Origin of the sequence: uncultured Roseivirga sp., from assembly GCF_963973945.1 — a bacterium.
Classification (GTDB): Bacteria; Bacteroidota; Bacteroidia; order Cytophagales; family Cyclobacteriaceae; genus Roseivirga.
In genome coordinates this window covers 74,733-97,348 of the sequence record NZ_CAXBBV010000003.1, presented here as the reverse complement: position 1 = coordinate 97,348, position 22,616 = coordinate 74,733, and the positions used below count along the sequence as shown (strand labels likewise).

The window sequence follows — 22,616 nt, the reverse complement described above, 5'->3', positions numbered from 1 at the left end:
AGTGTGAAAGACAAAAAATCCATCTCCTCATTTCTCAGCGGCAACAGTACCGATGAACAAAAAAAAGCACTTCATGATTGGCTCATTGAAAATGAAAACAGTGAGTTAACTGATGAGTTCTTTGAATCTGCATGGATTAATACTTATAAAAAAGATATTCACAACATAGACAAAACTTCAATTTTCAATAAAGTTTTAAAAGAAGTTAACCTAGAAGAAGAGGCTGCCCCCACGATTAAGAATCGAGCACTTCACCAATACAAAAAAAGAGGAGTATTACCTGCTTTTACCATTGGGCTAAACTTGATAATAGCCTTAACAATAGGTTACTTCATGTCCATCCCTGCAGAACCTATAAACACGCAACAAGAGTTGGTTCAAATAACAAAACAAACTGAGAGAGGTTACAGAAGTTTTTTCACTTTAAAGGATGGAACCAAAGTAACACTAAACTCCGAGTCCAAGTTAGTTTATGATGAAAGCTATGGTTTTGATCAGAGAATCGTACACTTAGAGGGAGAGGCATTTTTTGAGGTAGCCGAAGACACCACTAGACCATTCAAAGTTATTTCTAAAAACCTAACTACAGTAGCCTTAGGCACAGCCTTTAATGTTCGTGATTATTCAGATGAAGATGATGCCTCTATTGCCTTAGCCAAAGGAAAGGTAAAAGTGAATGGAACAAACCAAATACCCAATACTGAAAAACAAGAGCCTTTCATACTAGCTCCTACTGAACAAATAACGGTCAACAAAAATGATATGATTCTTGTAAAGGGCAATTTTGACCCTAAAAAACTATTGTTATGGAAAGATGAAGTGATTCACTTCAACGACACCAAGTTGAGCGACATTATTAAAACTTTAGAAAGATGGTATGATGTAAATATTATACTTGAGGGTAGTAACCCTGACAAGCTTAACCTAGAAGGCACTGGAGAGTTTTCTCGCCAAAGCCTTGAGTCAGTATTAAATACACTGGGCTATACTATGGGTTTTTCAACAGAAATTAATCAAAAGCAAATATTAATTAAACTAACTGATAACTAAAAGTGCCTATGACAAAAACCTATTACTAAAAAATGCCAAGACGCGCTATTGCAGTAGAGCGCCTTGGACTTACAAACTATGTTTAACTAAAAACACAACTTTATCTATGAAAAAGAAATGTATAAATGCCCTCTCTCGAGGTGCAAAATACTCTCTATTTAGCATTGTGATACAGATATTTTTAATGTCATCACTATTGGCTGCAAATGGCATGAACGGTCAAAGTATTCGAGAATACAAAGTAAAACTCGAACTAGATAACGCTTCAATACTAGAAACGTTTAAGGCTATTGAATTAAACTCTCCATTTAAGATTTTTTACAAGAAAAAAGACATCAATTTGGAGACGAAAATCAATATCACCTATGGAGAATATACTGTTGCAAAAGTGCTAGAGTTTATTTCCAAAGATGCAAAATTAAATTTCAAGCAAATAAACAAAAACATCTCGGTTGCTCCAATAACTAATAAAGAAGGAGGAAACAACGAAACAATTGAAGCTAACAATGTACAAGACAGAACTATTACTGGTAAAGTAACTAGTGCTGAGGATGGGCTTCCATTAGTAAGCCTATCTGTATACATTAAAGGTACAACAAGTGGCGTTGCAACTGAAAGTGATGGTTCTTACAGCATAACCGTTCCACAATCCGCTACAACACTTGTTTTCCGATACCTAGGCTTCGTTACTCAAGAAGTTGAAATAAATGGCAGAAACTCTATCAATGTTGTTATGCAACCTGAGGTAGTAGATTTCGGTGAAGTTATTGTAACTGCCTTAAACATTCCTAGAGACGCAAAAACTCTTCCTTATACAGCGCAACAAGTGAATGCTAAGGATTTGAACATGGCTCAGCAACAAAACGTAACTAATGCGCTTGCAGGTAAAGTGGCAGGGGTTCAAATCACAACTGTTTCTGGTGCCAGACTAGGTTCTAGTGCTTCTATTAGAATTAGAGGTAACATCAGCTTAACAAATGACGGAGACGCTCTTTGGGTTGTAGATGGTACTCCAGGTATCAACCCGCAAAGTATTAACATGGATGACGTAGAAAGTGTCAACATATTGAAAGGGCCTAATGCCTCTGCACTTTACGGAAACAGAGCAGAAAACGGTGTAGTAATGATTACTACTAAACGTGCAGCTAAAGGTGAAGTATCTATTGATTTCACCACAGGCATCACATTTGAAGAAGCAGGCCGTCAACCTAAGTACCAAAATGTATATGGCGGTGGTGGATCGTCAGACTGGATTACATATAACTACAACCCTGGTGTTCATCCTGCTGAATGGCAAGTGTTTGATGGTAAAAAATACCATGACTACACTGATGATGCGAGTTGGGGACCTAAAATGGACGGATCGGAATACATTCCTTGGTATGCTTGGTATCCTGGATCTCAGTACTCTTTTAAGACTACTACCTTTGACCCACAGCCCAATAACGTTAGAGATTACTGGGAAACTGGTAAAACCTTAAGAAATAATATCAGCCTTTCAAAAGGTGGTGAAGGTTATTCCATGAGAGTATCCTACACCAGTGAGAATCAAACTGGCTTACTTCCTAATACAAAATTGGACAAGAACTATATTTCTGCCAAGTTAGACTTTGATGTTTCAGAGCGTTTTTCAATCAGTACTAATGTAAATTATCAGGATCAAGAAACTAGAGGAGATTTTGGTGATGGTTATTCAAATAATGCTACTGGTAGTTTCAGTGCTTGGTTCCATAGAGATTTGGACATGGATATTCTAAGAGAACTATCTGGATTCAAAACTCCAACAGGTAATATTGCCTCTTGGAACCATAGTAACGTAACAGCGGGCACAGATTTTACCACCACAAACTTCAACAGAGGAAATTACTGGTATAATCCTTATACTTATTACGAATTAAGCAATAACGTATCTGCGAGTAACAGAGTGTTTGGAGATGTTACTTTAACCTACAAGTTAAATGATAAATTCTCTATTAGTGGTACAGCGAGAAGATACGAGGTTTTTGGTAGAAATGAGAATAAACTACCAGCGCTATTGGCTAACTCAGCTGCTCAAGCGGGTTATTTCAACACCTATTCAACCAGTCAATCTCGCTATACAGAAGAAAACTATGAGTTTCTGGCTACTTATTCTGAAACTTTCGATGATCTATCTGTCGACTTCAATCTTGGAGGCAACATCAGAGACAACTTTAGTAATGGTGTAAGTGGTAGTTCTTCAAACGGCCTAGTAGTCCCTGATCTTTGGAGCCTGTCCAATAGTGTCAACCTTGTTCCCCCTAGTTCAACATACTCAAGACAACAAACAAGAAGTATTTTTGCAAGAACTACACTGGGCTATAAAGAAATGCTATTCTTAGAAGCTACTGTTAGAAATGACTTAAGCTCTACCTTACCAGTTGGTAATAATGGATATATCTACCCTTCAGTGGGTGGCTCTTTCGTATTCTCAGAACTAATGGCTGATATTCTTCCTGCTTTAAGTTACGGGAAAATCAGAGCAGGTTATGCAGAAGTAGGAAATGAGTTATCTCCATATAGAATAAATACCACTTACCCGCTACAGACTGCTCAATTAGACGGTAATCTATTAATGAGCGTACCTGGCCAATTAGTAGACCCTAATATTACTCCAATAACTAATTCATCTTTTGAAATTGGAACTGATTTAAAATTCTTTGAAAGAAGAGCTGGACTTAGCTTTACGTATTACAATGAGAGACACAGAGATGACATTATTTCAGCATCAGTGTCAAATACTTCTGGCTACAGCAGTGTTCTTCAAAACGGAGGAGAGACCCTAAGATCAGGTATAGAGCTTGTACTTTCAGGAACACCTATTCGTACTGGTGATTTTGAATGGAATTTAACCTTTAACTGGGCTCAGAATAAATCAGAAATTATTAGTATTGCCGATAACTTAGAGAGTCTGATTGCAAGTACTGGTACTTTCCAATTTGCTAGAGTGGTTCACCAAGAAGGTCAAGAATGGGGGCAATTAAGAGGTACCGCATATTTGAGAGATGCTAACGGTACTCCAATACTTGATGCAAATGGATACTATACAGCCGATCAAAATCATTATTTCGGGTCTGTATTACCAGACTTTAACGGGGGTATAGTTTCATCATTATCTTGGAAAGATTTGACATTTAACATGTCATTAGACTACCAAAAGGGAGGTAAATTCTTCTCACTGTCAAATCACTGGGCTAGTTATTCAGGTCTTTCGGCAGAAAGTGCTGCTATTAATGATAATGGAAAGAATATTAGAGATGATGTTGCCGATGGTGGGGGCGTTCATGTTGTAGGAGTTGATGCTAATGGAGCCGTTGTAGACAAATATGTTCCTGCTCAATTGTATTTCCAACAATTCTTTTCTAGAAATAGAATGGCAGAACCTTATATCTATGATGCGAGCTACATTAAACTTCGTGAACTTTCTGTAAACTACAGAGTCCCTGTAACACAGTTGTTTGGAAACTCTCCATTCAATAGTATTAATGTATCCTTCATTGCTAGAAACCCTTGGTTGATCGCTACAGCTAAAGGTCAAGACAATATTGATCCTTCTGATCAGTCTCAATCTTACGGTGAAAACGGACAGCTTCCAAGTACTAGAAGCTACGGTTTGAGCATTAAATTTGGATTTTAAAACTTACTAAGATGAGAAAAATGAAATCAACAATAAAAACGAAAAGTATTATAGCATCACTATTGGTGTCTGTATTATTTTTGGCCAACTCATGCGAAGAGTATGATTTTGGAGACATTAACATCAATCCAGGACAAACGGTAACACCATTACCACCAGCTCTGCTTACAAAGGCAATATGGGCTGTTACTTCATATGAAGTTTCAACAAGGCAGTCATTGTATGTTCAGTATTTATCCGAGACACAATACCCAGAAACTTCTTTGTATTCTATAGGCCCTGGAGGCTGGGGTGAGTACACAGGTACAGGATCTACAACTGGTGGTTTGCAGAATTTAAATACAATCATAAATTATAACTCGGATGCAGAAACAAAAGAAGCAGCAGCTGACCATGGTTCAAATGCAAACCAAATCGCTGTAGCTCGTATTTTGAAAGCATATATATTCTCAAAAGTATCAGATAGGTTTGGAGACATCCCATATTCTGAATCTTTGAATGGAAATACCTTCCCTGTTTATGACAGCCAGGAAAGTATTTACAAGGATATCTTAAAAGAGTTAACCGAAGCTGAAAATGGTTTTGATGCGGGCGCTATGCCTTCAGGGGATATTTTGCTGAATGGTAATAAAGCTGATTGGAAGAGGTTAGCTAACTCACTAAGAATGGTGCTATCCCTTCGTCTATCGAAGCGTTACCCTGGAGCTGGTGATTATGCAGCTACTCAATTCAACGCAGCCTTGAATGATGCCGATGGATATATTGATTCTAACGATGATAATATTGAATTTCCTCATACTACACTGACTACTTATGCAAATGGTTGGTTCCGCTTATTTCAAACAAGAGCGGATTTCTCACCTAGTAATGTGTTAGTTGACGATTTGATTGCGAGAAATGATCCAAGGTTGCCAGTTTACATCAACAAAACTGAAGGCGGTGACTATAAAGGTTTGCCTTATGGTTTCACTAGGCCTCAATTGATTACTTGGACTGCAACCAACCAGTATTCTTTGATGGGAGATGACCTAAGACAACTACAGTCACCAAGTTATTTCTTGACATCTTCATATATTTCCTTAACTAGAGCTGAAGCTGCTCAATTGGGTTGGACATCAGAAGTTGCTGCTACTTTGTATACTAAAGGTATTCAGGATTCTTGGGAGCAATATGATGTGTTTGATGCTGCTGCATTTGCTACATATATGGCTGATCCGCAAAATGCTTATGCAGGTAACATGCTTGAGCAAATTGGAGATCAAAAATGGCTTTCATTATTCCCTAATGGTAGCGAAATGTACAGCGATTGGAGAAGAACAGGGTATCCAGTTTTAACGCCAACCCCAAATGCAACAAATGAGAGTGGCGAAATCCCTATCAGAGATCCTTATCCTTCAAATGAATCTGATTTGAATAGTGAGAATTATGAAGCAGCAGTTGCTAGGTTAGCAAGCGGTGATAATGATCAGTCACCAGTTTGGTGGGATAATTAATTCCTATTGAATTAAAATTGAAATATACTATTTGATTTTAGTTAGTTAGTAGTTAGTATATTTTGCTTAGAAGGCCGGTTCCAATTGGAATCGGCTTTTTTTATTTCTTCAAAGTCCTTTCTCTAATACTACATGATTAACTAGTCCTTCAATAGACCGATCTAGAATATCGAATACCTCTTGAAAGCCATTCTCTACTCCATAATATGGGTCTGGAACATCTTTATTTAAACCTGCTTCATCAAAGCTACGCATGAGCATAATTTGCTTGTCACTACCTACAGGCCGAAGTTTCTCGATATTCTGAACATTACTTGAATCCATTGCAACAATATAATCGAAATCATTAAAATCCTGAACTGTAAACTGTCTTCCTTGATGGTTCAGCCGAACCCCATTGGCTAATGCATTTTTAATCGTCCGCCTATCGGGTTGCTCACCAATGTGGTAATTTGAAGTACCACAAGAATCAATAACAAAACGGTCGGCCAGTCCCTTCTCTTCTACCTTCTTCTTAAATATACCTTCCGCCAAAGGGGATCGACAGATATTACCCAAGCAAACAAATAGCACCTTCACCTTAGACATTCCCATTTCTTACTATTTTTGTTTAGAGTTCTAAATAACAAACCTAACCTATGGAATTTATCAAAGTAAATAAAGCATACGCCAAACACATTGCTCTAATTCAACTTAACAGACCCAAAGAACTAAATGCATTGAACTTACAACTGATGGGTGAAATCAGGGATAGTTTAAAAGATCTGGATCAAGATGATGAAGTCAGGGTAATTATTATCACTGGAGATGAAAGAGCCTTTGCTGCTGGTGCAGACATTAAGCAAATGGCTGGTAAGTCAACCATTGATATGTGGAAAGTAGATCAGTTTAGTACTTGGGATCAAATTAACAAAACTCGAAAACCCATTATAGCAGCCGTATCTGGCTTTGCTTTAGGCGGTGGTTGCGAGTTGGCTATGACCTGCGATATGATAGTAGCGTCTGAAACTGCTCAATTTGGCCAACCAGAGATCAAAATTGGAGTTATGCCAGGAGCTGGAGGAACCCAACGGCTTACTAAAGCCTTAGGAAAGGCAAAAGCCATGGAGTTAGTCTTAACCGGAAAGTTTATTTCCGCAGAAGAAGCCTTAGGTTATGGCCTTGTAAATAAAGTAGTGCCCACTGAAGTGTATTTAAAAGAGGCTATGGTGCTTGCTAGTGAAATTGCAGCAATGTCTCCTATTGCTGTTCAAATGGCTAAGGAAGCCGTAAAAAGATCTTTTGAAGTGCCATTAGAAGAAGGCCTTCACTTTGAAAGGAAAAACTTCTACATGTTATTTTCTTCCGAAGATCAGAAAGAAGGAATGAACGCATTTGTGGAAAAACGAAAGCCTGACTTTAAGGGAAAGTAATAATAAAAAAGGGGCTTGAGCCCCTTTTTTATTATATCACAATGCCGTATTTTTTAGATACCTGGTACAATTGGAATGTTTGTGTTACTCGCGCCTTCTCTAAAGCTAAGGCCAATCCCCACTGTGGCGGTATTGTATTCTTGGAAAGAATACTCTCCAAAAATGTTTAAGAACAACAATCTAATTCTTAAACCAACATTTGCCTTAACTCCACCATTTTCATAAGCCAAATCAATTGGGTCAGTGTAGCTACTGGTTTCAGTAGTATAAACACCCTTCAATCCAAAAGTTGTTTTAGATTTTGCATAGCCTAAGCCTCCATAAACCGTAAGAAGCGCCAGTTTTTTAGAAACCAATGCCTGAACTACGGTTCCTTTAGTTTCGAATTCCGCAGTCTGATTCAAGTCTGAATCTATAACAAACCCCGTTTTCAAGTTAGTATACCCAACAAACATAGACAGGTCGAAAGGTAGTTTATTTACCACAGGTAAATATTGCTTTATATCATGCATTACACCTATACCAAACAATTTTACATTGACTTCATCTTCATCTCCAAGTGATATATCTGGAGTGTATCTAATCTTAAGATCAGTTCCTTTTATTAAGCCAATCCCTAACTGAACCATAGGAGAAGGTACTGCGTTTGCAGGAAACTCTTCCTCTAAACCTAAACCTGTTGGTGCTGAAATACGAATGGTTTCATTACCATTGTTATCCATAAATGTCAATTCCGGAAGGTCATCAGCTCCCAAATTAGGCCCAAACAAAGTAGGTAATTGTGCCGAAGTACCATTTGATAATTTCACATTGGAATAATCAGAATTTTTAAAGGTGAAGAATTCACCACTAGTAGGCACAATTGCAGCATTAACTGAAATATTAAGGTCAAAACCTAAAGTCTTATGAGGTCTGGCAGTATTGTACCAACCCGCATTTACACCATAACCAATACCTTGGAAGGCTGGCGCCATGTAGGCTTCTAATAGTTTATTAGCGTCAGTCAAACCAGCTTCAAGAAAAGAGTCAAAATCAAATTGCGCTTTAGAAACATTCGCCATTGACACCATTAGTCCAGCGATCAATAATATTCTTGTATAAATTTTCATGTCAAAATGCTTTTAAAAAATTAATCTAACTGAACTCTTGCGGTTACATCAAACTTGAATCGGAAATTGAAGGTGTCACTGGTTGACTGAAAAGTCATATTCTTTCCTGTAAGTACCATCTCAATTACAAAAGATGTACCGTTCAATAATGAACTTTCAATAACTGATATAGCCGCAGGGTTAACATCTCCAGGAGCAGCCTTGTCAAAAAGTTGTACATCCTCTGTTTTAAGATGAGCGTCTACAATAGTAGTTTCTAACAACTCAGTAGAACTCCCTCCGCTGATAATGTTTAAAGTAACATCCAAATCAGCTTCGTTTCCTTGATCAAAGTCTTCAATCTTATACCAAATTTTATTAATAGTAAAACGCTTAAGCTCATCACCAGAATACTCATCAAACTCATCAGATGTAATGTTTATCTCCTCAGTTCTAACAGTTACTGGGTTTGGCGCCACATCAATAAATTGCCCTACAAACTGGGCAGGAACATCAATAGTAACAGTAACAGGATCAGTTTCCACAGCTTGAGAGATGTCTGATTGGATACCAGCTTCTCCGCAGGCGCTAATAATAGTCGCCATTAGTAAAATTAACAGTAAGTTTTTTTTCATTGTTAAGGTTTTAAAAAGGATGCTAAAATAAATATAAAGGTTGGTTTAAAATTCACTCAATTGGTGCTCTGCGAGATAGAAGCGGTAATATCCCATACTACTTCAATATTAAAGTCACTTTCAATATTCTTATCGAAACCTGCAGTCATTATTAAATTAAAAGGTTCTTGGTTATCTATAATAGCTTCAAGGCTCGCTACTTGGGCTGCCGAAAGTTGAGATGAAGCGTTTCCATGTTCAAAAGCTGTAAAAAGGCCATTGGTCAGGGATATTCCAGAAATTGATAATATCTCTGTAGTTGTACCATTTAATTCTGTTGAAAGGCTAATGTTCATAAGTACATCATTCCCAGCTGTACCAGAATAATCAGAAACTTCATAGGTAAGCTGATTAAGTGTGATATTTTTAATTAGCTCGGCATCTTCAGTAAAAAGGGCGGATGGATCAACCACTCGTTCAGCAGTAAAGCTATTATTTGCACTACCGTTCGCATCTGCACTAAGAATAGTGAATTCATAACTTCCCACCGAAGGCACAGTAATTAAAACTCCACCTTCATCACAGGCCGAAAGTGTAATCAAGAGTACTAACAACAAATAAATTTTCTTCATTATGATAGCATTAACAGGTTACGTAAAGTTAACAATAAATTCGAAGCCTGTATTCAACGATTCTCTCGTTCAAAGTGTAACTCATTCTTTCTCAAAAAAGAAAACTTTAAGCATTTGATATCGGTTCTATAGACCATTATCTTTGCACCCGCAAATACGGAGATACTGTTCTAGCTTTAAAGCAAAGGAGGGATTTAAATAGCCTGAGTGGTCTCTTAATGTAAAGATTAGTAAAAGAAATCAATTATTCAATTCAAATAAAAAAACAAATGTCATTAGTTGGAAAAAAAGCGCCATTATTCAGCGCACCGGCAGTAATTAACGGGGAAGAGATAGTTGAGGGTTTTTCTCTTGACCAATACATCGGAAAAAAAGACGTAGTATTCTTCTTCTACCCAAAGGATTTCACTTTCGTGTGCCCAACTGAAATATTGGCTTTTCAGGAGAAATTAGCAGAGTTTGAAAAAAGAAATGTAGCAGTTGTTGCAGCTTCTTGTGATACGGAAGAAAGCCATTTGGCTTGGTTGATGACTCCAAAAAATCAAGGTGGTATCGAGGGTGTTACTTATCCAGTAGTAGCCGATACTGCAAAAACAATTGCACATAACTACGGTGTATTGGCTGGTGATTGGAATTACAACGAAGAGGGTAATCTTACTTTCGAGGGTGCTCCAATTGCATACAGAGGTACATTCTTAATCGATAAAGAAGGAACGGTAAGACAAGAAACCATCAACGATTTACCTTTGGGTAGAAATATTGATGAAATGATCCGTTTGGTAGATGCCCTTCACCACGTTGAAAAATACGGTGAGGTTTGCCCAGCAAACTGGGAAGAAGGAAAAGAAGCAATGAAAGCCACTAAAGATGGTGTTGCTGATTACCTTTCTAAAAACTAAGCTGAATTAAATATTAAGTGTAAAAGCCCTCCGTAATGGAGGGTTTTTTATTTTTGCTCTGAATGGCAGTTGTTCTCTATAATATATCCATCCTTTTGTATCGCCTAATTATTGGTTTGGTAGCCCCATTCAATGAAAAGGCGAAGAAATTTATTATAGGAAGGAAAAACATATTTGAGCGATTGGAAAAGGATTTCTCCGAAATCGATAGCCCTGTAGTTTGGTTTCATTGTGCATCACTCGGAGAGTTTGAACAAGGTCGCCCAGTAATTGAAGCTTTTCGCAAATCAAGCCTCAACCATAAAATACTCGTTACTTTTTTCTCTCCATCAGGCTATGAGCTTAGGAAAAATTATACCGAAGCTGACTTTGTATATTATTTACCAATCGATACAAAAAGGAACGCCAAACGCCTTCTAAATATCGTAAACCCCGCATTGGTAATTTTTGTGAAATATGAATTTTGGTATCATTACCTCAAACAGACCAGTGAACGTAAAATTCCACTCTACTGTATTTCAGCATTATTCAACGAAAAACAAAGGTTCTTTAAGCCTAGTGGTAGCTTTTTCAGAAAAACGCTTACATTCTTTGATCATATTTTTGTTCAGAACGAAAAGTCTGAGAACCTGCTAAAGCAAATTAATATCAATCAGGTTTCCGTTACGGGTGATACCCGCTTTGATAGAGTTGTAGATACAGTAAGCAATCCAAAGCATTTCTCATTGGTAGCACAATTCAGTCATAACGAGCTTGTCATGGTGATTGGAAGCTGCTGGCCTGCAGATATGGCTTTCCTCTACCCTATTATCAATCGTTCCAAAAACGTTAAGTTCATCATTGCTCCGCACGATGTGAGCGAAAACAGCATCAAGCAGTTAGAAAAGGGGCTTCAACTCTCTTATTGCCGAATTACAGAGGCAACAACAGAAAGTATTGAGCAATCTCGCATCATAATTATCAATACCATAGGCATGCTTTCTTCGCTCTATCAATATGGCCAATTTTCGTACATTGGAGGCGCTTTTGGAGATGGATTGCATAACATATTGGAAGCAGTAACTTTTGGATTACCCGTGATTTTCGGGAACAACAATCTGGAAAAATTCCCAGAATCATTAGCCCTGATTGAAAAAGGAGGTGCATTCTCATTCACTCAACAAGCTGAGATTGACGAGTACTTCAAAAGACTTACAACCAATATTGATTTCAGAAACGAGGCTTCTGAACATTGTAAAGCATACATTAGAGAAAACACTGGAGCCACGGCTAAAATCATGAACTGTTTAACCCAATGGAACAAATGAGAGGAAGAGTCATTCGATCTACGGGGTCTTGGTATGAAGTAAAAATCGAAAGTGGTGAAGTTTTCAAAGCTCGATTGCGTGGCAAATTCAAGCAAGACAAGCTAAAAGTAAACAACCCTATAGCGGTGGGCGATTGGGTAATCCTCGATCAAGAAGGTGAAGAAGGTTCAGCCGTAATTAAAACAATTGAGCCTCGCTCTAACTATATTATTAGAAAGTCTACCCGTAAGTCTAACTTTTCGCACATTATTGCTTCCAATTTAGATCAAGCTATTTTGGTCGCTACGCTATCCTTTCCCCGTACATCTTTGGGGTTTATCGATCGTTTTTTGGTGAGTGCGGAATCGTTCAGAATCCCCTGTATTTTAGTAATTAACAAAAGTGATTTACTCGACCAAGAGGGCTTGGAGATTGTAGACCAGTTGAAGGAACTCTATGAAAGTATTGGATATAGAACCCTACTCATTTCAGTCTTAAAAGAACATGGTCTTGATGAAATCAGGGCAGCACTAAGAGGTAAAACCTCATTAATCTCTGGTCATTCTGGCGTTGGAAAATCGTCATTACTAAATGCCTTAGTGCCTGAACTAGGTTTACGAATTGGCGAAGTTTCTACCTTTGCTAACAAAGGAACGCACACCACTACTTTTGCCGAAATGTTTGAAACGGAAGGTGATGCTCGAATTATAGACACCCCTGGAATTAAAGAGCTGGGTTTGGTGGAAATGGAACAAGAAGAAATCAGCGATTACTTTCCTGAAATGAGAGCCTTTTTGGGACAGTGTAAATTCAACAACTGCTTACACGTAAATGAGCCTGGCTGTGCTGTATTGGAGGCTTTTGTAAATGGTGAAATTGCCGATTCTCGCTATATGAGCTATTTAAGTATGTTAGAGGACTCCGATAACAGAAGGTAGGTTTCTTTATATATTTCACTATTAAGTAAAGGAAGTGCGAATACAAACTTCAAATTTCCATACTATATTCACAAGAATATAGCTCATACCCATATGATTACAAGTAAGATTATTGAAAGCGCCTCCCTCTGGCTTTCAAACCCTATCAGTTCCAACACGGAAGATGCTATACAATACTCAAATCAACTCCTCAGTGATCTACAATCAATAATAGAGAAAAATCGAAATTTGAAACGAACCATTGGTCCATTATTGGGGAGAGTAAAGACCATGCAAAAGCGTCTTTCAAACTTGGAACTAGTGAATTGGGTAAACATTGGGAATGGATACCTAGCAATTGGGCACAGGCCTAGCACCAAACTGACAGAAGACCTAAAACTTCAGCATGCAACACACATTTTAACATTGCTTTCAAAGAGTGAGGGGGCCGAGCAAATAAAGATATTGACCAGCAAAGCAGAGTTAGGTTGGTTATGGTTTCCAATGGAAAACGCCAAACCCATTTCTGAAGAAAGAGCTGAAGAACTAAGCACATTATTTTCTAGCATGGAAGAAATTCTAGAGAAAGGCGGCAAAATTTACCTCCATTGCTCTGCTGGGATTCATAGAACGGGAATGATCAGTTATGCATTTTTGCGGTTTATCAACTTTGGTTCAGATGAGGCATTAGCTAAATTAAAAGTAATGCGTTTAGACACTTATGAAGGTGTGGGAGAAGAAAGAACTGAATGGGGAAATAAAATGGCAATGCACCTTAAAAAGTAAAATTTGAAGAAAACAGGAGTATAACAAATTGTTACCCTCCTGTTGAATTTAAGCGCTCTATTACAGACTCAATCTATCTCTTACGAATTCAATTTTGGTTTTGCCGTGTTCAGCAGGCTTTCCGTCCTCTCCTAGGTTTACCATAATTATTTTATCAATACTCAAAATATCTTCTCTGGTAAGCTTATTCCGAACTTCGCACCTTAACGTAATCGAAGTACGGCCAAAGGCCACTGCCTCAATTCCTATCTCGATAATATCACCCTGACAAGGTGCATTAATGAAATTGATCTCTGAGATAAACTTGGTAACGATATGCCTATTTTCGAGCTGAACAATTGTGTAAAGCGCTGCCTCTTCATCAATCCATTCGAGCAACCTACCTCCAAAAAGCGTAGAGTTAGGATTTAAATCTCCGGGCCTTACCCATTTTCTTGTGTGAAAATTCATAATTCTTGTTTTAGAGTTTTTAACCTTACCTATTTTTTTATTGTGGGCACAAATTTCCGCCTTTCGGAACTATTAATCAAATTAATGGTATCTATATTAGTATAGATTAAAACTATAGAATGACCTTACAACAACTTGAATATATCGTTGCTCTAGATACCCATCGTCACTTTGTAACTGCGGCAACACATTGCTTTGTAACCCAGCCCACACTTACGCTTCAGGTAAAAAAGTTAGAAGATGAAATGAACACGCTCATCTTCGATCGATCTAGGCACCCCATTGTCCCAACCCCCACTGGTGAGTTAATCATTAGTAAGGCAAGGCAGATTTTACGAGAAGCACACCAATTGAAGGAATTGGTTAACTTAGAAAAAGACACGATTACTGGAAACTTTAGGGTTGCAGTTATTCCTACAGTTGCTCCCTATTTAATGCCCAGATTTTTAAAGGGATTTTCTGAAAAATATCCGAATACCCATCTACAAATTAGAGAAATGGAATCTGAAGAAATTATCCAGGCACTCAAAAATGACTATGTAGATATTGGTATTTTAGCCACCCCACTAGAGGAGTCTTCCATCCGTGAAATCCCATTATACAATGAACCCTTTTTAGTATACAGTTCCGAAAACCATTCATTATATGGGAAAAGTAACCTTAAACCAGACAGTTTACCCTTGTATGGTCTATGGTTATTAAATCAGGGACATTGTTTCAGAAACCAAGTACTCAATATCTGTGATAAAAAGAAGCAGTCGGACAATCCAGGATTTTCATATGAAAGCGGCTCGATTGAAACTTTAAAAAACATGGTGCGCTCTAATATGGGTTATACGTTAGTACCAGAGCTGTCGGTGATAGATGAGCTGAACGACCCTAGGGTAAAGCGTTTAGAACACCCCGAACCAGTAAGGGAAATAAGCTTAGTGGTACACAAAAGCTTTACTAAAGAATCACTAATAGAAAAGCTACGAGGAGAAATCCTATCGAACATTCCTGATCATTTTCAGAAGGGAAAAAAATTCATCAAGGTGAAATGGAGATAATTTTCACCTATAGATTCAAATAAGAGAATCGCTTAGATATTCACCTGAACAACCCCTTACTTTTGATTCATAATAACGAGCAAAAGAACACAATGAATACTGATAGCACACTTCTTTCTCTAGGCCTTTTCTACTCTGGAATCATCACTTTCATAGTAATAAAAATAAGAAGCCACTGGAAGAAATATCATTATTGAGCAGATCTCCTTTTCACCTAAAGGAAGCACATATTCTACCGAAAAAAGTCCTTATGTAATGTAAACTGAGCATTGCATCTGGACTTTTACTGTATCCAAAAATTGAGTTTAGACATAGGCTCCATTTTTAAATCACCTGCCTGTACTCCTCTTAACCGCGCAGTACCGCCAGCCTTAAGCTTCTTCACTTCTAAAAGATGCTTTCCCCTTCCCAGTTCGGCAACATCAATTATTGTTAAATAACCTCTTTCGCCATTGGAAGGATGAGTCTTGAATGCGTATTCAGGGTTTGGATACAATTCCCCATCAATATAAATTTCAAATATTTGGGTCTGGCAAACTAAAGACTCTATCAGCTTGACTTCATAATTTTTGTCTCTTATAAGCTCGTCAACATTTAAAGTTGTATCCATTTGGGCTTTCATACCCGCTTTAAAACCTTGCATCACTCCTTCCTCAGGGCTCAGTTTGTAACTATCTGGGCAAAGCAACTCAAGAATTCCATTATCCTTGGGGTTGTAGCGTAAGAATAGCTCAAGAAAGCCATTCTCAACATATTTAGAGGGCAAACTCAAACGGTGAATAAAATGATCATCCGCTCTTAAGTTATCATAAACTTCATCTACCATATACTGTTCAGAAATATTGGTTCGCTCCGGATAGAAAACATTTACATCTAACGCATCAGCCTTAAGGGTTACAATGAGTACTATAACCAACACAAAAGAAATACCTACAATCTGTTTTCTTTTATAGGTAGTAATAAGGTGATAATAAATAGACCGATAAAGAATAGATAAGCTGATTACAGAGAAGACTCGATAAATCGGATAATATAATACTGAAAACCATTTAGACTTCTTAAAAGCGCTAAAAAACAGGGTATCGAGGAAGAAAATGACAGCCAATATAAAGTAGAATAAAACCACAAAAATGGCTAGTAAATTGAGAATTCCCACCCATACTGTTAGCTCCTGAGAAGTACTGAGAATTACAGTCACACTCATTAAGCTCATTCCAATGGCAAAAACTATTACCACAGAAACAATAGAAAAAACCAATAAGAAGGTATAGGCAAAGATTACACTAGATATTTTATCTAAGTACACAATCAGTTCGTCTAACGACCGAACGTTTTCTGGCATAAACTTTCTAAACTTCCCTTTGAACCCAAGTTTATCGTAGTCAATAAAATTTGAAACAGAGCTTAAGCCCACAATACCAATCCAGAAGCCTCTAAGCAAAAGGTGAATCAACAGATTAATTAAAAAGAACTTCATTCCTATTGGAATGGTATCTAAAATAAAGTTGATCGAAATACTGAGTAGAGGGTTGAGCCCATTGGCCCCGGGATTCAGTTTGTTCTCTTGAATATTACGATTTATCTCATTGTACTCGCCAATTCCTGTAGCAAGCAAAAAAATAGAGAACCCAGTAATGAGAAGTTCTAATTGCCAACTTTCAAGCTGAAGATTGGCTACCCACCGCCTTAATTTACTTTCATCTTTACCTTTAGGGCTATCGCGATTCATCATGGTTGTTAAGGTTTGACAACCAAAATAAGCAATTCCTTCCTATATACTATAGCGGTCTATTGTGTGCCAATGTTAAATTGGTTTTCACTCTACCCCAACAAAAAAAGGGACAGTTTTTTCAACAGCCCCTTCAAGGTATATTTTCAAGAGTTTATTACTCTTCAGTCTTCTCTTCTGCCTTAGGCGCTTTCTTTGCTGCTGGCTTTTTTGCTTTAGGAGCTTCTTCAGTAGCAGGCTCCTCAACCTTCTCTTTTGCAGCCTTTGGCTTTGCTTCCGTTTTAGAAGTTTTTCCAAATGAAGCTTTAAGCTCTTCTTTATCAACGTTAGCAATTACAGGGGTACTTGTCAATTGCTTGATTTTATTAACCCTATCAGCAGATCTCTGCTTATTTCTTCTCGCTTTTCTTTTTAATCTCGTTATCCCCATGATAGTACTTGTTCGAAATGAGGTGCAAAGATAAGAGTTTGAATACAATTTATAAACCCCTAGCGAAATAAAATTCACATAAGTTTTCAATATTCTCTTTAAGAACAATCAGATTAGCCCTGCGTTTAGTAGTTTTGTATGATTAAAACCAACAAGAATGGCTCAAAAACCCTCATTACCCAAAGGTGTTCGTGATTTCGGGCCGGAACAAATGTTCCGTAGAAATCACCTTCTAGACACAATAAAAAGTGTTTTTAAGAAATACGGCTTTATGCCATTGGAAACTCCTGCTATAGAAAACCTAACAACCTTAACGGGTAAGTATGGTGATGAAGGCGACCAGCTCTTGTTCAAAATTTTAAATTCAGGTGACTTTCTTTCAAAAACTGATTCGGCTGACTTTGAAGCTGGCGCTAAAGAATTAAGCAAAAAGATTACTGAGAAAGGCCTGAAATACGACCTTACGGTTCCCTTTGCCCGATACGTGGTAATGAATCAAAATGACATAGCTTTCCCGTTTAAACGCTATCAAATACAACCCGTTTGGAGAGCGGACAGACCTCAAAAAGGCAGATACAGAGAGTTTTATCAGTGCGATGCAGATATTATTGGAACCAACTCATTGGTTTGCGAAGCGGAATTAATGGCAATGGTAGATGAAATTTTCTGCGCCTTGCAGTTAAAAGATTATCAAGTCTCCATTAGCAGCCGAAAAGTATTAGAAGGTTTGGCCGATGTAATTGGCGCTACTGACAAGTTTTCGGCCTTCTGTGTTATTTTAGATAAACTAGATAAAATCGGTTTAGAAAAAATGCTGGATGAAATGGCTCAATTGGGAATTGCTCAATCTGGCTTAGATAGACTAACTGCAATTCTTGAAATTGAAGAGAGCAACGAAAACAAAATTGAAACTTTGAGAAAAGTATTCATAGGTTCTGCCGTAGGTATTGAGGGTTTGAATGAAGTTGAAACTACTTTAAAGCACATGACAAGCTTAGGTGTGCCTCATGACAAAACACACTTCGACCTTACTTTGGCCAGAGGCCTTTCTTATTATACAGGCATCATATACGAAGTAAAACCTACATCTGTAAAAATGGGCACTATAACGGCCGGTGGCCGATATGATAACCTTACTGGTGTATTTGGCCTAGAAGGTGTTTCGGGAGTTGGTATTTCCTTTGGGGTAGACAGAATTTATGACGTATTGGATGAGCTAAACCTATTTCCTTCCAATCAATTGGGCAATACAAAAGTGATGATCACCAATTTTGATGAAGATTGCTTAGCCCATGCATTAGGCCTTTCTACTCGCTTGAGAAACAACAATATCAACTGCGAGGTATATCCAGAATCAGCCAAGATGAAAAAACAATTGGGGTATGCCAATAAGAAAAACATACCTTACGTAGTTATGGTTGGGCAAGAAGAGATAGACACCAACATTTACACGATGAAAAACATGAAAGATGGTGAACAACATAAGCAAACTTTGTTAGAGTTAATCGACTTTTTAAAAGAGCATTAAGCACTCAACTCACAAAGCCTACTTTCATAAATAAGTTTCGCGAAAACCAACCGTTAACCAATAAGTGAAATCAAATTAAAACCGATTTGAAGATTAACTCTAAAGCGCTTTCAAAATTCATTACGCCTTTCGGTGTTCTGATTTTATTGCTTTGTATGTTTTCGAATCAGACTAATGCACAAACTGCCAGTACTCCAAACGGTAACTTTGAGGTCAATGAAGTAGTTGGTTGCGCCCCTTTTACTGTGACCCCCACAAACTTACTAGGTGGTGGAGGTTCCATTCAATACAATTATGACAACACATTAAACCTAGATGATTGTACTGGGAATTATCAGGCAGACCCTTTTAGTTGCACTAATGGCTCATATACAAATGCTCTAGATTTTACTTACACTACTCCTGGAGATTATTATTTAGTTCAACTCAATGGCAATGCCCCAGATGGAAACAAAGTAAGCTATATCAAAATTACAGTAATCGAAGCCATTGAGCCCGCATACGATGTTTTTGCCTGTGCTAACAATGAGGTTTTTCTAGATATTGATTTCACCCAAGACAGCTATGACAGTTACTCTATAGATTTTGGCGATGGCAGTTCTATCCAAACCATTGATAAAGCCACTGATTCAAACGAACTGGCTTATACTTATGCTATAGCTGGGGATTATGACATTACCGTACAAGGCCTTGCTTCTGGTAACCCCACTAACTGTTCAACCAGCACAAAGACAATAAGCACGCTCGACAGCTCCCCCACTCCTGTGATCAATAGTTTGGAAGTAATGGACGCCACCATGTTTGAAGTTAACTATGAAAGCTTAGACAGTAGAATTGTACACACTTTAATGATTGAATCAGAAGATGGAAGTCAGCTTGACGTCATTACCTTAAACCCTGCTACTAATGCCACAAACTATACATATACGAACAGTAATTTTGATTTCGTAAACATGGTTTACTCAGTTAAGATTGAAAGTGCAGACCTTTGTAATGCCAATGCAATTTCTTCAGAAACCATTTACTCCATTGCCTCAGAATACACGGCTGCCTATGTAAGTAGCGATATTCAAGTTGATTTTGATTTTAACACCAGCGCCAGCGGTTTAGACCAAATTCAGTTTTATGAAGGCGGTAGTTCTCAAGAAACGTTTTCAATAAACACTGGGTCAGTTCAAAGAACACTAAGCAACTGCACATTGGTTGATAGTTACTATTTCCAAGCAAGCTTTGGTGCAGCAATCTCAATTAGCGCTCCAATCAACCCTGATTTAAATGGGACACTTAGCCCACCAGCCATACAAAATATGGACGGTGAATTAGTAAATGCTACTTTCGAACTTGATTTTGACCAAGCCCCAGTAAACGCCACCAGTTATACTATTTTTAAAAAGAACCCCGATAATACTTTCAGCTCTATAGGAACATCTACAACTCCAGACTTTATAGATTCAAACTTAAGATCAGGGCAATTAGAGCTTTGCTATACTGTAGCCTATGAAGATGAATGTGGCAATATTTCAGAAATGAGTTCAGAATTCTGCTTCCCGCTTTCCGTTGGAACAATTCGTTTACCAAACGCCTTCACGCCAAATGGCGATGGAGTAAACGATACGTTTACAGTTGGTGATGGAGTTTTCATTAATTTCAAGATGCAAATTTTTGATCGTTGGGGTAGTTTAATATTCAATTCAACCAACCCAAGTATTGGCTGGGATGGCAACTATAATGGTGCGCCAGCAAGCATAGGCGGATATGCTTATCGAATTTCGTTTCAAGATGCAGGAAATACCACCATTCAACAGACCGGAACTTTAGTATTAATTCGATAGTTTTGGGTAAAAAATTACAAGCTTATGTTCGATATGATGAAAATGATGGGCAAGGTGAAGGAGATGCAGTCCAAAATGAAGGAAGCCCAGGACAAGCTAGAATACATTCATGAAACAGGTGAGGCTGGTGCCGGAATGGTTAAAGCCACTGTTAATGGCAAAAAACAGGTCATCTCAATTGAAATTGATGAAGCCTTAATGAGTAAAGAAGATAAAGAAACAGTACAAGACCTTACTGTTGCCGCCATAAACAATGCTCTTGAAAAAGCAGACGTGAGCGCAAAAGAAGAAATCAAAAAAAGTACAGAGGGCATTATGCCCAACATTCCCGGTATGGACTTGGGTAATATGTTCTAATGTCAAAAATAGCCGTTGCCTTACTTAATTATAATGGCAAAACCCATTTAAAGAACTACTTGCCTTCCGTTGTTCAGTTTAGCAACGATCACGAAATCATTGTTATTGACAATGGTTCAACTGACGGCTCGGTTGAACTTCTAAAAAGCGACTTCCCTTCAGTTAGAATAATCACCTATTCAGAAAATTATGGTTTTTGTGGTGGTTATAATAAAGCACTAAAAGAGATAACCTCTGAATTTGTGGTTTTGCTCAATACCGATGTTCAGGTATCAGAAGGATGGATAGAACCGATTCTCAAATTAATGGAATCGGATACTAACCTAGCCGCAGTTCAACCTAAAATTTTAGACCTCAAGAAAAAGACTCATTTTGAATATGCTGGAGCCTCTGGCGGTTACCTCGACATACTGGGTTATCCATTTTGCAGGGGTAGGGTTTTCCATACCATAGAAGAAGATCAAAATCAGTATCAAAAAACGCAAGACGTGTTTTGGGCTTCAGGAGCTTCTCTTTTTGTTAGACGATCGGCCTATTTAGAAGCCGGTGGCTTAGATGAAGATTTCTTTGCCCATATGGAAGAAATAGATCTTTGCTGGCGTTTTTGGAACTTAGGCTATGCAGTTAAAGTCTGCCCTGAAAGTGTGATTTATCATTTGGGAGGAGGCACACTAGACAAGTCGAGCCCTAAAAAGACGTATTTAAACTTCAGAAACGGCTTAAACATTCTTCTGAAAAACGAAAAAACTGCGGATCTCTTCTGGAAATTCCCAATCAGATTGGCTTTAGATTGGTTAGCCATTGCTCAGTTCTCAATACTGAGTGGTTTACCTCATGGAATAGCCATTATTAAAGCGCATTTCCATTTCATGAGATCTATTCCTTGCCAAATGAGAAAGCGAAAATCAGCTCCTAGGACATCAAAAAACAACCCTAGATATAAAGGCCTAGTAATTTGGGATTACTTTATTCGCCAGAAAAAAACTTACGGAAAAATAAATCCTTAGTTATACCAAACAGGATTCTGTCTTCTACGTAAATGCTTGCGAAAATTGATGATGTAAGCGAGTCCTAAATAAACAAGCAGTGGCGAACCGAACGTAATAAAGGAGGCATATATAAAGAACAAACGAATAGATGAAGCCGACAAATTAAGCTTCTCTCCTAATTTGGTACAAACACCGTAAGCCTGACTTTCAAAAAAACGCTGAATTCTTTCCATTGAACAAATATTACAACAAATTTACAAAACAATTTATTAAAGGTTAAAATCGGAATCCATTAAAATTTTATTAAACTTGCAGTCCTAAAATTAAGGCTATACTGTTCTAAATCAATCAAAATAATATGAAAACCCAAACAGCTAAACTATTTTTTCCATTCTTGATACTTGGTGTACTATCAATGTC

General features: G+C 37.8%; 21 protein-coding genes. 13 read left to right on the top strand and 8 right to left on the bottom strand.

What is annotated here, in order from left to right:
• Positions 1-3: 3 nt before the first annotated feature.
• The 3 genes from AAC026_RS06765 to AAC026_RS06755 all read left to right on the top strand — a co-directional run bounded on the left by AAC026_RS06765 (position 4) and on the right by AAC026_RS06755 (position 6,198).
• On the top strand, positions 4-1,050 hold the full coding sequence (locus AAC026_RS06765; protein ID WP_339608448.1) for a FecR domain-containing protein: 1,047 nt from the start codon (positions 4-6) through the stop codon (positions 1,048-1,050).
• Between the two features lie 184 nt (positions 1,051-1,234).
• Complete coding sequence (locus tag AAC026_RS06760; protein ID WP_339696212.1) at positions 1,235-4,705, top strand: SusC/RagA family TonB-linked outer membrane protein; 3,471 nt, start codon at positions 1,235-1,237, stop codon at positions 4,703-4,705.
• A gap of 20 nt (positions 4,706-4,725) precedes the next feature.
• The gene (locus tag AAC026_RS06755) at positions 4,726-6,198 is read left to right on the top strand and encodes a SusD/RagB family nutrient-binding outer membrane lipoprotein (RefSeq protein WP_339609619.1); all 1,473 of its coding nucleotides are present in this window, start codon (positions 4,726-4,728) and stop codon (positions 6,196-6,198) included.
• Between the two features lie 108 nt (positions 6,199-6,306).
• On the opposite strand, the gene AAC026_RS06750 is transcribed toward AAC026_RS06755, so the two are convergent.
• The gene (locus AAC026_RS06750; RefSeq protein ID WP_339696209.1) at positions 6,307-6,792 is read right to left on the bottom strand and encodes a low molecular weight protein-tyrosine-phosphatase; all 486 of its coding nucleotides are present in this window, start codon (positions 6,790-6,792) and stop codon (positions 6,307-6,309) included.
• 44 nt (positions 6,793-6,836) lie between these two features.
• On the opposite strand from AAC026_RS06750, the gene AAC026_RS06745 reads away from it, so the two are divergent.
• A complete protein-coding gene (locus tag AAC026_RS06745; RefSeq protein ID WP_339696206.1) occupies positions 6,837-7,610 on the top strand; it encodes an enoyl-CoA hydratase-related protein in 774 nt (257 codons plus the stop codon).
• Positions 7,611-7,663: 53 nt separating this feature from the next.
• Here the strand turns inward: AAC026_RS06745 and AAC026_RS06740 are convergent, their stop codons facing one another.
• Genes AAC026_RS06740 through AAC026_RS06730 form a run of 3 tightly spaced genes read right to left on the bottom strand, consistent with a single transcriptional unit; the run spans position 7,664 to position 9,944 of the window.
• Positions 7,664-8,719, bottom strand: a complete 1,056-nt coding sequence (locus AAC026_RS06740) for a DUF6588 family protein (protein WP_339696203.1) — start codon at positions 8,717-8,719, stop codon at positions 7,664-7,666.
• A gap of 20 nt (positions 8,720-8,739) precedes the next feature.
• Entirely contained in the window at positions 8,740-9,333 is a 594-nt protein-coding gene (locus tag AAC026_RS06735; protein WP_339696200.1) for a hypothetical protein, read from the bottom strand.
• A 56-nt stretch (positions 9,334-9,389) separates the two neighbouring features.
• Positions 9,390-9,944: a hypothetical protein gene (locus tag AAC026_RS06730; RefSeq protein WP_339696197.1), complete on the bottom strand. Its 555-nt coding sequence runs from the start codon at positions 9,942-9,944 to the stop codon at positions 9,390-9,392.
• A 269-nt stretch (positions 9,945-10,213) separates the two neighbouring features.
• Here AAC026_RS06730 and AAC026_RS06725 point away from each other — a divergent pair, with 269 nt between their 5' ends.
• From AAC026_RS06725 to AAC026_RS06710, 4 genes are all read left to right on the top strand, one after another.
• Entirely contained in the window at positions 10,214-10,843 is a 630-nt protein-coding gene (locus AAC026_RS06725; protein ID WP_339696194.1) for a peroxiredoxin, read from the top strand.
• A gap of 62 nt (positions 10,844-10,905) precedes the next feature.
• A complete protein-coding gene (locus AAC026_RS06720; protein WP_339696191.1) occupies positions 10,906-12,150 on the top strand; it encodes a glycosyltransferase N-terminal domain-containing protein in 1,245 nt (414 codons plus the stop codon).
• Positions 12,147-13,067 carry a ribosome small subunit-dependent GTPase A gene (gene rsgA / locus AAC026_RS06715; protein ID WP_339608857.1) on the top strand — a complete coding sequence of 307 codons (921 nt, stop codon included), beginning with the start codon at positions 12,147-12,149 and terminating at the stop codon, positions 13,065-13,067. Before AAC026_RS06720 ends, rsgA begins: the two co-directional genes overlap by 4 nt.
• Positions 13,068-13,160: 93 nt before the next feature.
• The gene (locus AAC026_RS06710) at positions 13,161-13,832 is read left to right on the top strand and encodes a hypothetical protein (protein WP_339696188.1); all 672 of its coding nucleotides are present in this window, start codon (positions 13,161-13,163) and stop codon (positions 13,830-13,832) included.
• Positions 13,833-13,892: 60 nt separating this feature from the next.
• Here AAC026_RS06710 and AAC026_RS06705 read toward each other — a convergent pair whose 3' ends face one another.
• Positions 13,893-14,282: a hotdog domain-containing protein gene (locus tag AAC026_RS06705; protein ID WP_339696185.1), complete on the bottom strand. Its 390-nt coding sequence runs from the start codon at positions 14,280-14,282 to the stop codon at positions 13,893-13,895.
• 119 nt (positions 14,283-14,401) lie between these two features.
• On the opposite strand from AAC026_RS06705, the gene AAC026_RS06700 reads away from it, so the two are divergent.
• A complete protein-coding gene (locus AAC026_RS06700) occupies positions 14,402-15,331 on the top strand; it encodes a LysR substrate-binding domain-containing protein (protein ID WP_339608860.1) in 930 nt (309 codons plus the stop codon).
• Between the two features lie 283 nt (positions 15,332-15,614).
• On the opposite strand, the gene AAC026_RS06695 is transcribed toward AAC026_RS06700, so the two are convergent.
• Entirely contained in the window at positions 15,615-17,063 is a 1,449-nt protein-coding gene (locus AAC026_RS06695) for a hypothetical protein (RefSeq protein WP_339696182.1), read from the bottom strand.
• Between the two features lie 154 nt (positions 17,064-17,217).
• A complete protein-coding gene (locus tag AAC026_RS06690) occupies positions 17,218-17,580 on the bottom strand; it encodes a hypothetical protein (protein WP_339608862.1) in 363 nt (120 codons plus the stop codon).
• A 67-nt stretch (positions 17,581-17,647) separates the two neighbouring features.
• Here AAC026_RS06690 and hisS point away from each other — a divergent pair, with 67 nt between their 5' ends.
• From hisS to AAC026_RS06670, 4 genes are all read left to right on the top strand, one after another.
• Positions 17,648-19,018, top strand: a complete 1,371-nt coding sequence (gene hisS, locus AAC026_RS06685; RefSeq protein ID WP_339696179.1) for a histidine--tRNA ligase — start codon at positions 17,648-17,650, stop codon at positions 19,016-19,018.
• Positions 19,019-19,104: 86 nt separating this feature from the next.
• On the top strand, positions 19,105-20,850 hold the full coding sequence (locus tag AAC026_RS06680) for a gliding motility-associated C-terminal domain-containing protein (RefSeq protein ID WP_339696176.1): 1,746 nt from the start codon (positions 19,105-19,107) through the stop codon (positions 20,848-20,850).
• A 24-nt stretch (positions 20,851-20,874) separates the two neighbouring features.
• Positions 20,875-21,207 carry a YbaB/EbfC family nucleoid-associated protein gene (locus AAC026_RS06675; protein ID WP_339608865.1) on the top strand — a complete coding sequence of 111 codons (333 nt, stop codon included), beginning with the start codon at positions 20,875-20,877 and terminating at the stop codon, positions 21,205-21,207.
• On the top strand, positions 21,207-22,214 hold the full coding sequence (locus AAC026_RS06670; RefSeq protein ID WP_339696173.1) for a glycosyltransferase family 2 protein: 1,008 nt from the start codon (positions 21,207-21,209) through the stop codon (positions 22,212-22,214). The genes AAC026_RS06675 and AAC026_RS06670 overlap by 1 nt, the downstream gene beginning before the upstream one ends.
• Here the strand turns inward: AAC026_RS06670 and AAC026_RS06665 are convergent.
• Positions 22,211-22,429, bottom strand: a complete 219-nt coding sequence (locus tag AAC026_RS06665; RefSeq protein WP_339606077.1) for a PspC domain-containing protein — start codon at positions 22,427-22,429, stop codon at positions 22,211-22,213. The genes AAC026_RS06670 and AAC026_RS06665 overlap by 4 nt on opposite strands.
• Between the last annotated feature and the right edge of the window lie 187 nt (positions 22,430-22,616).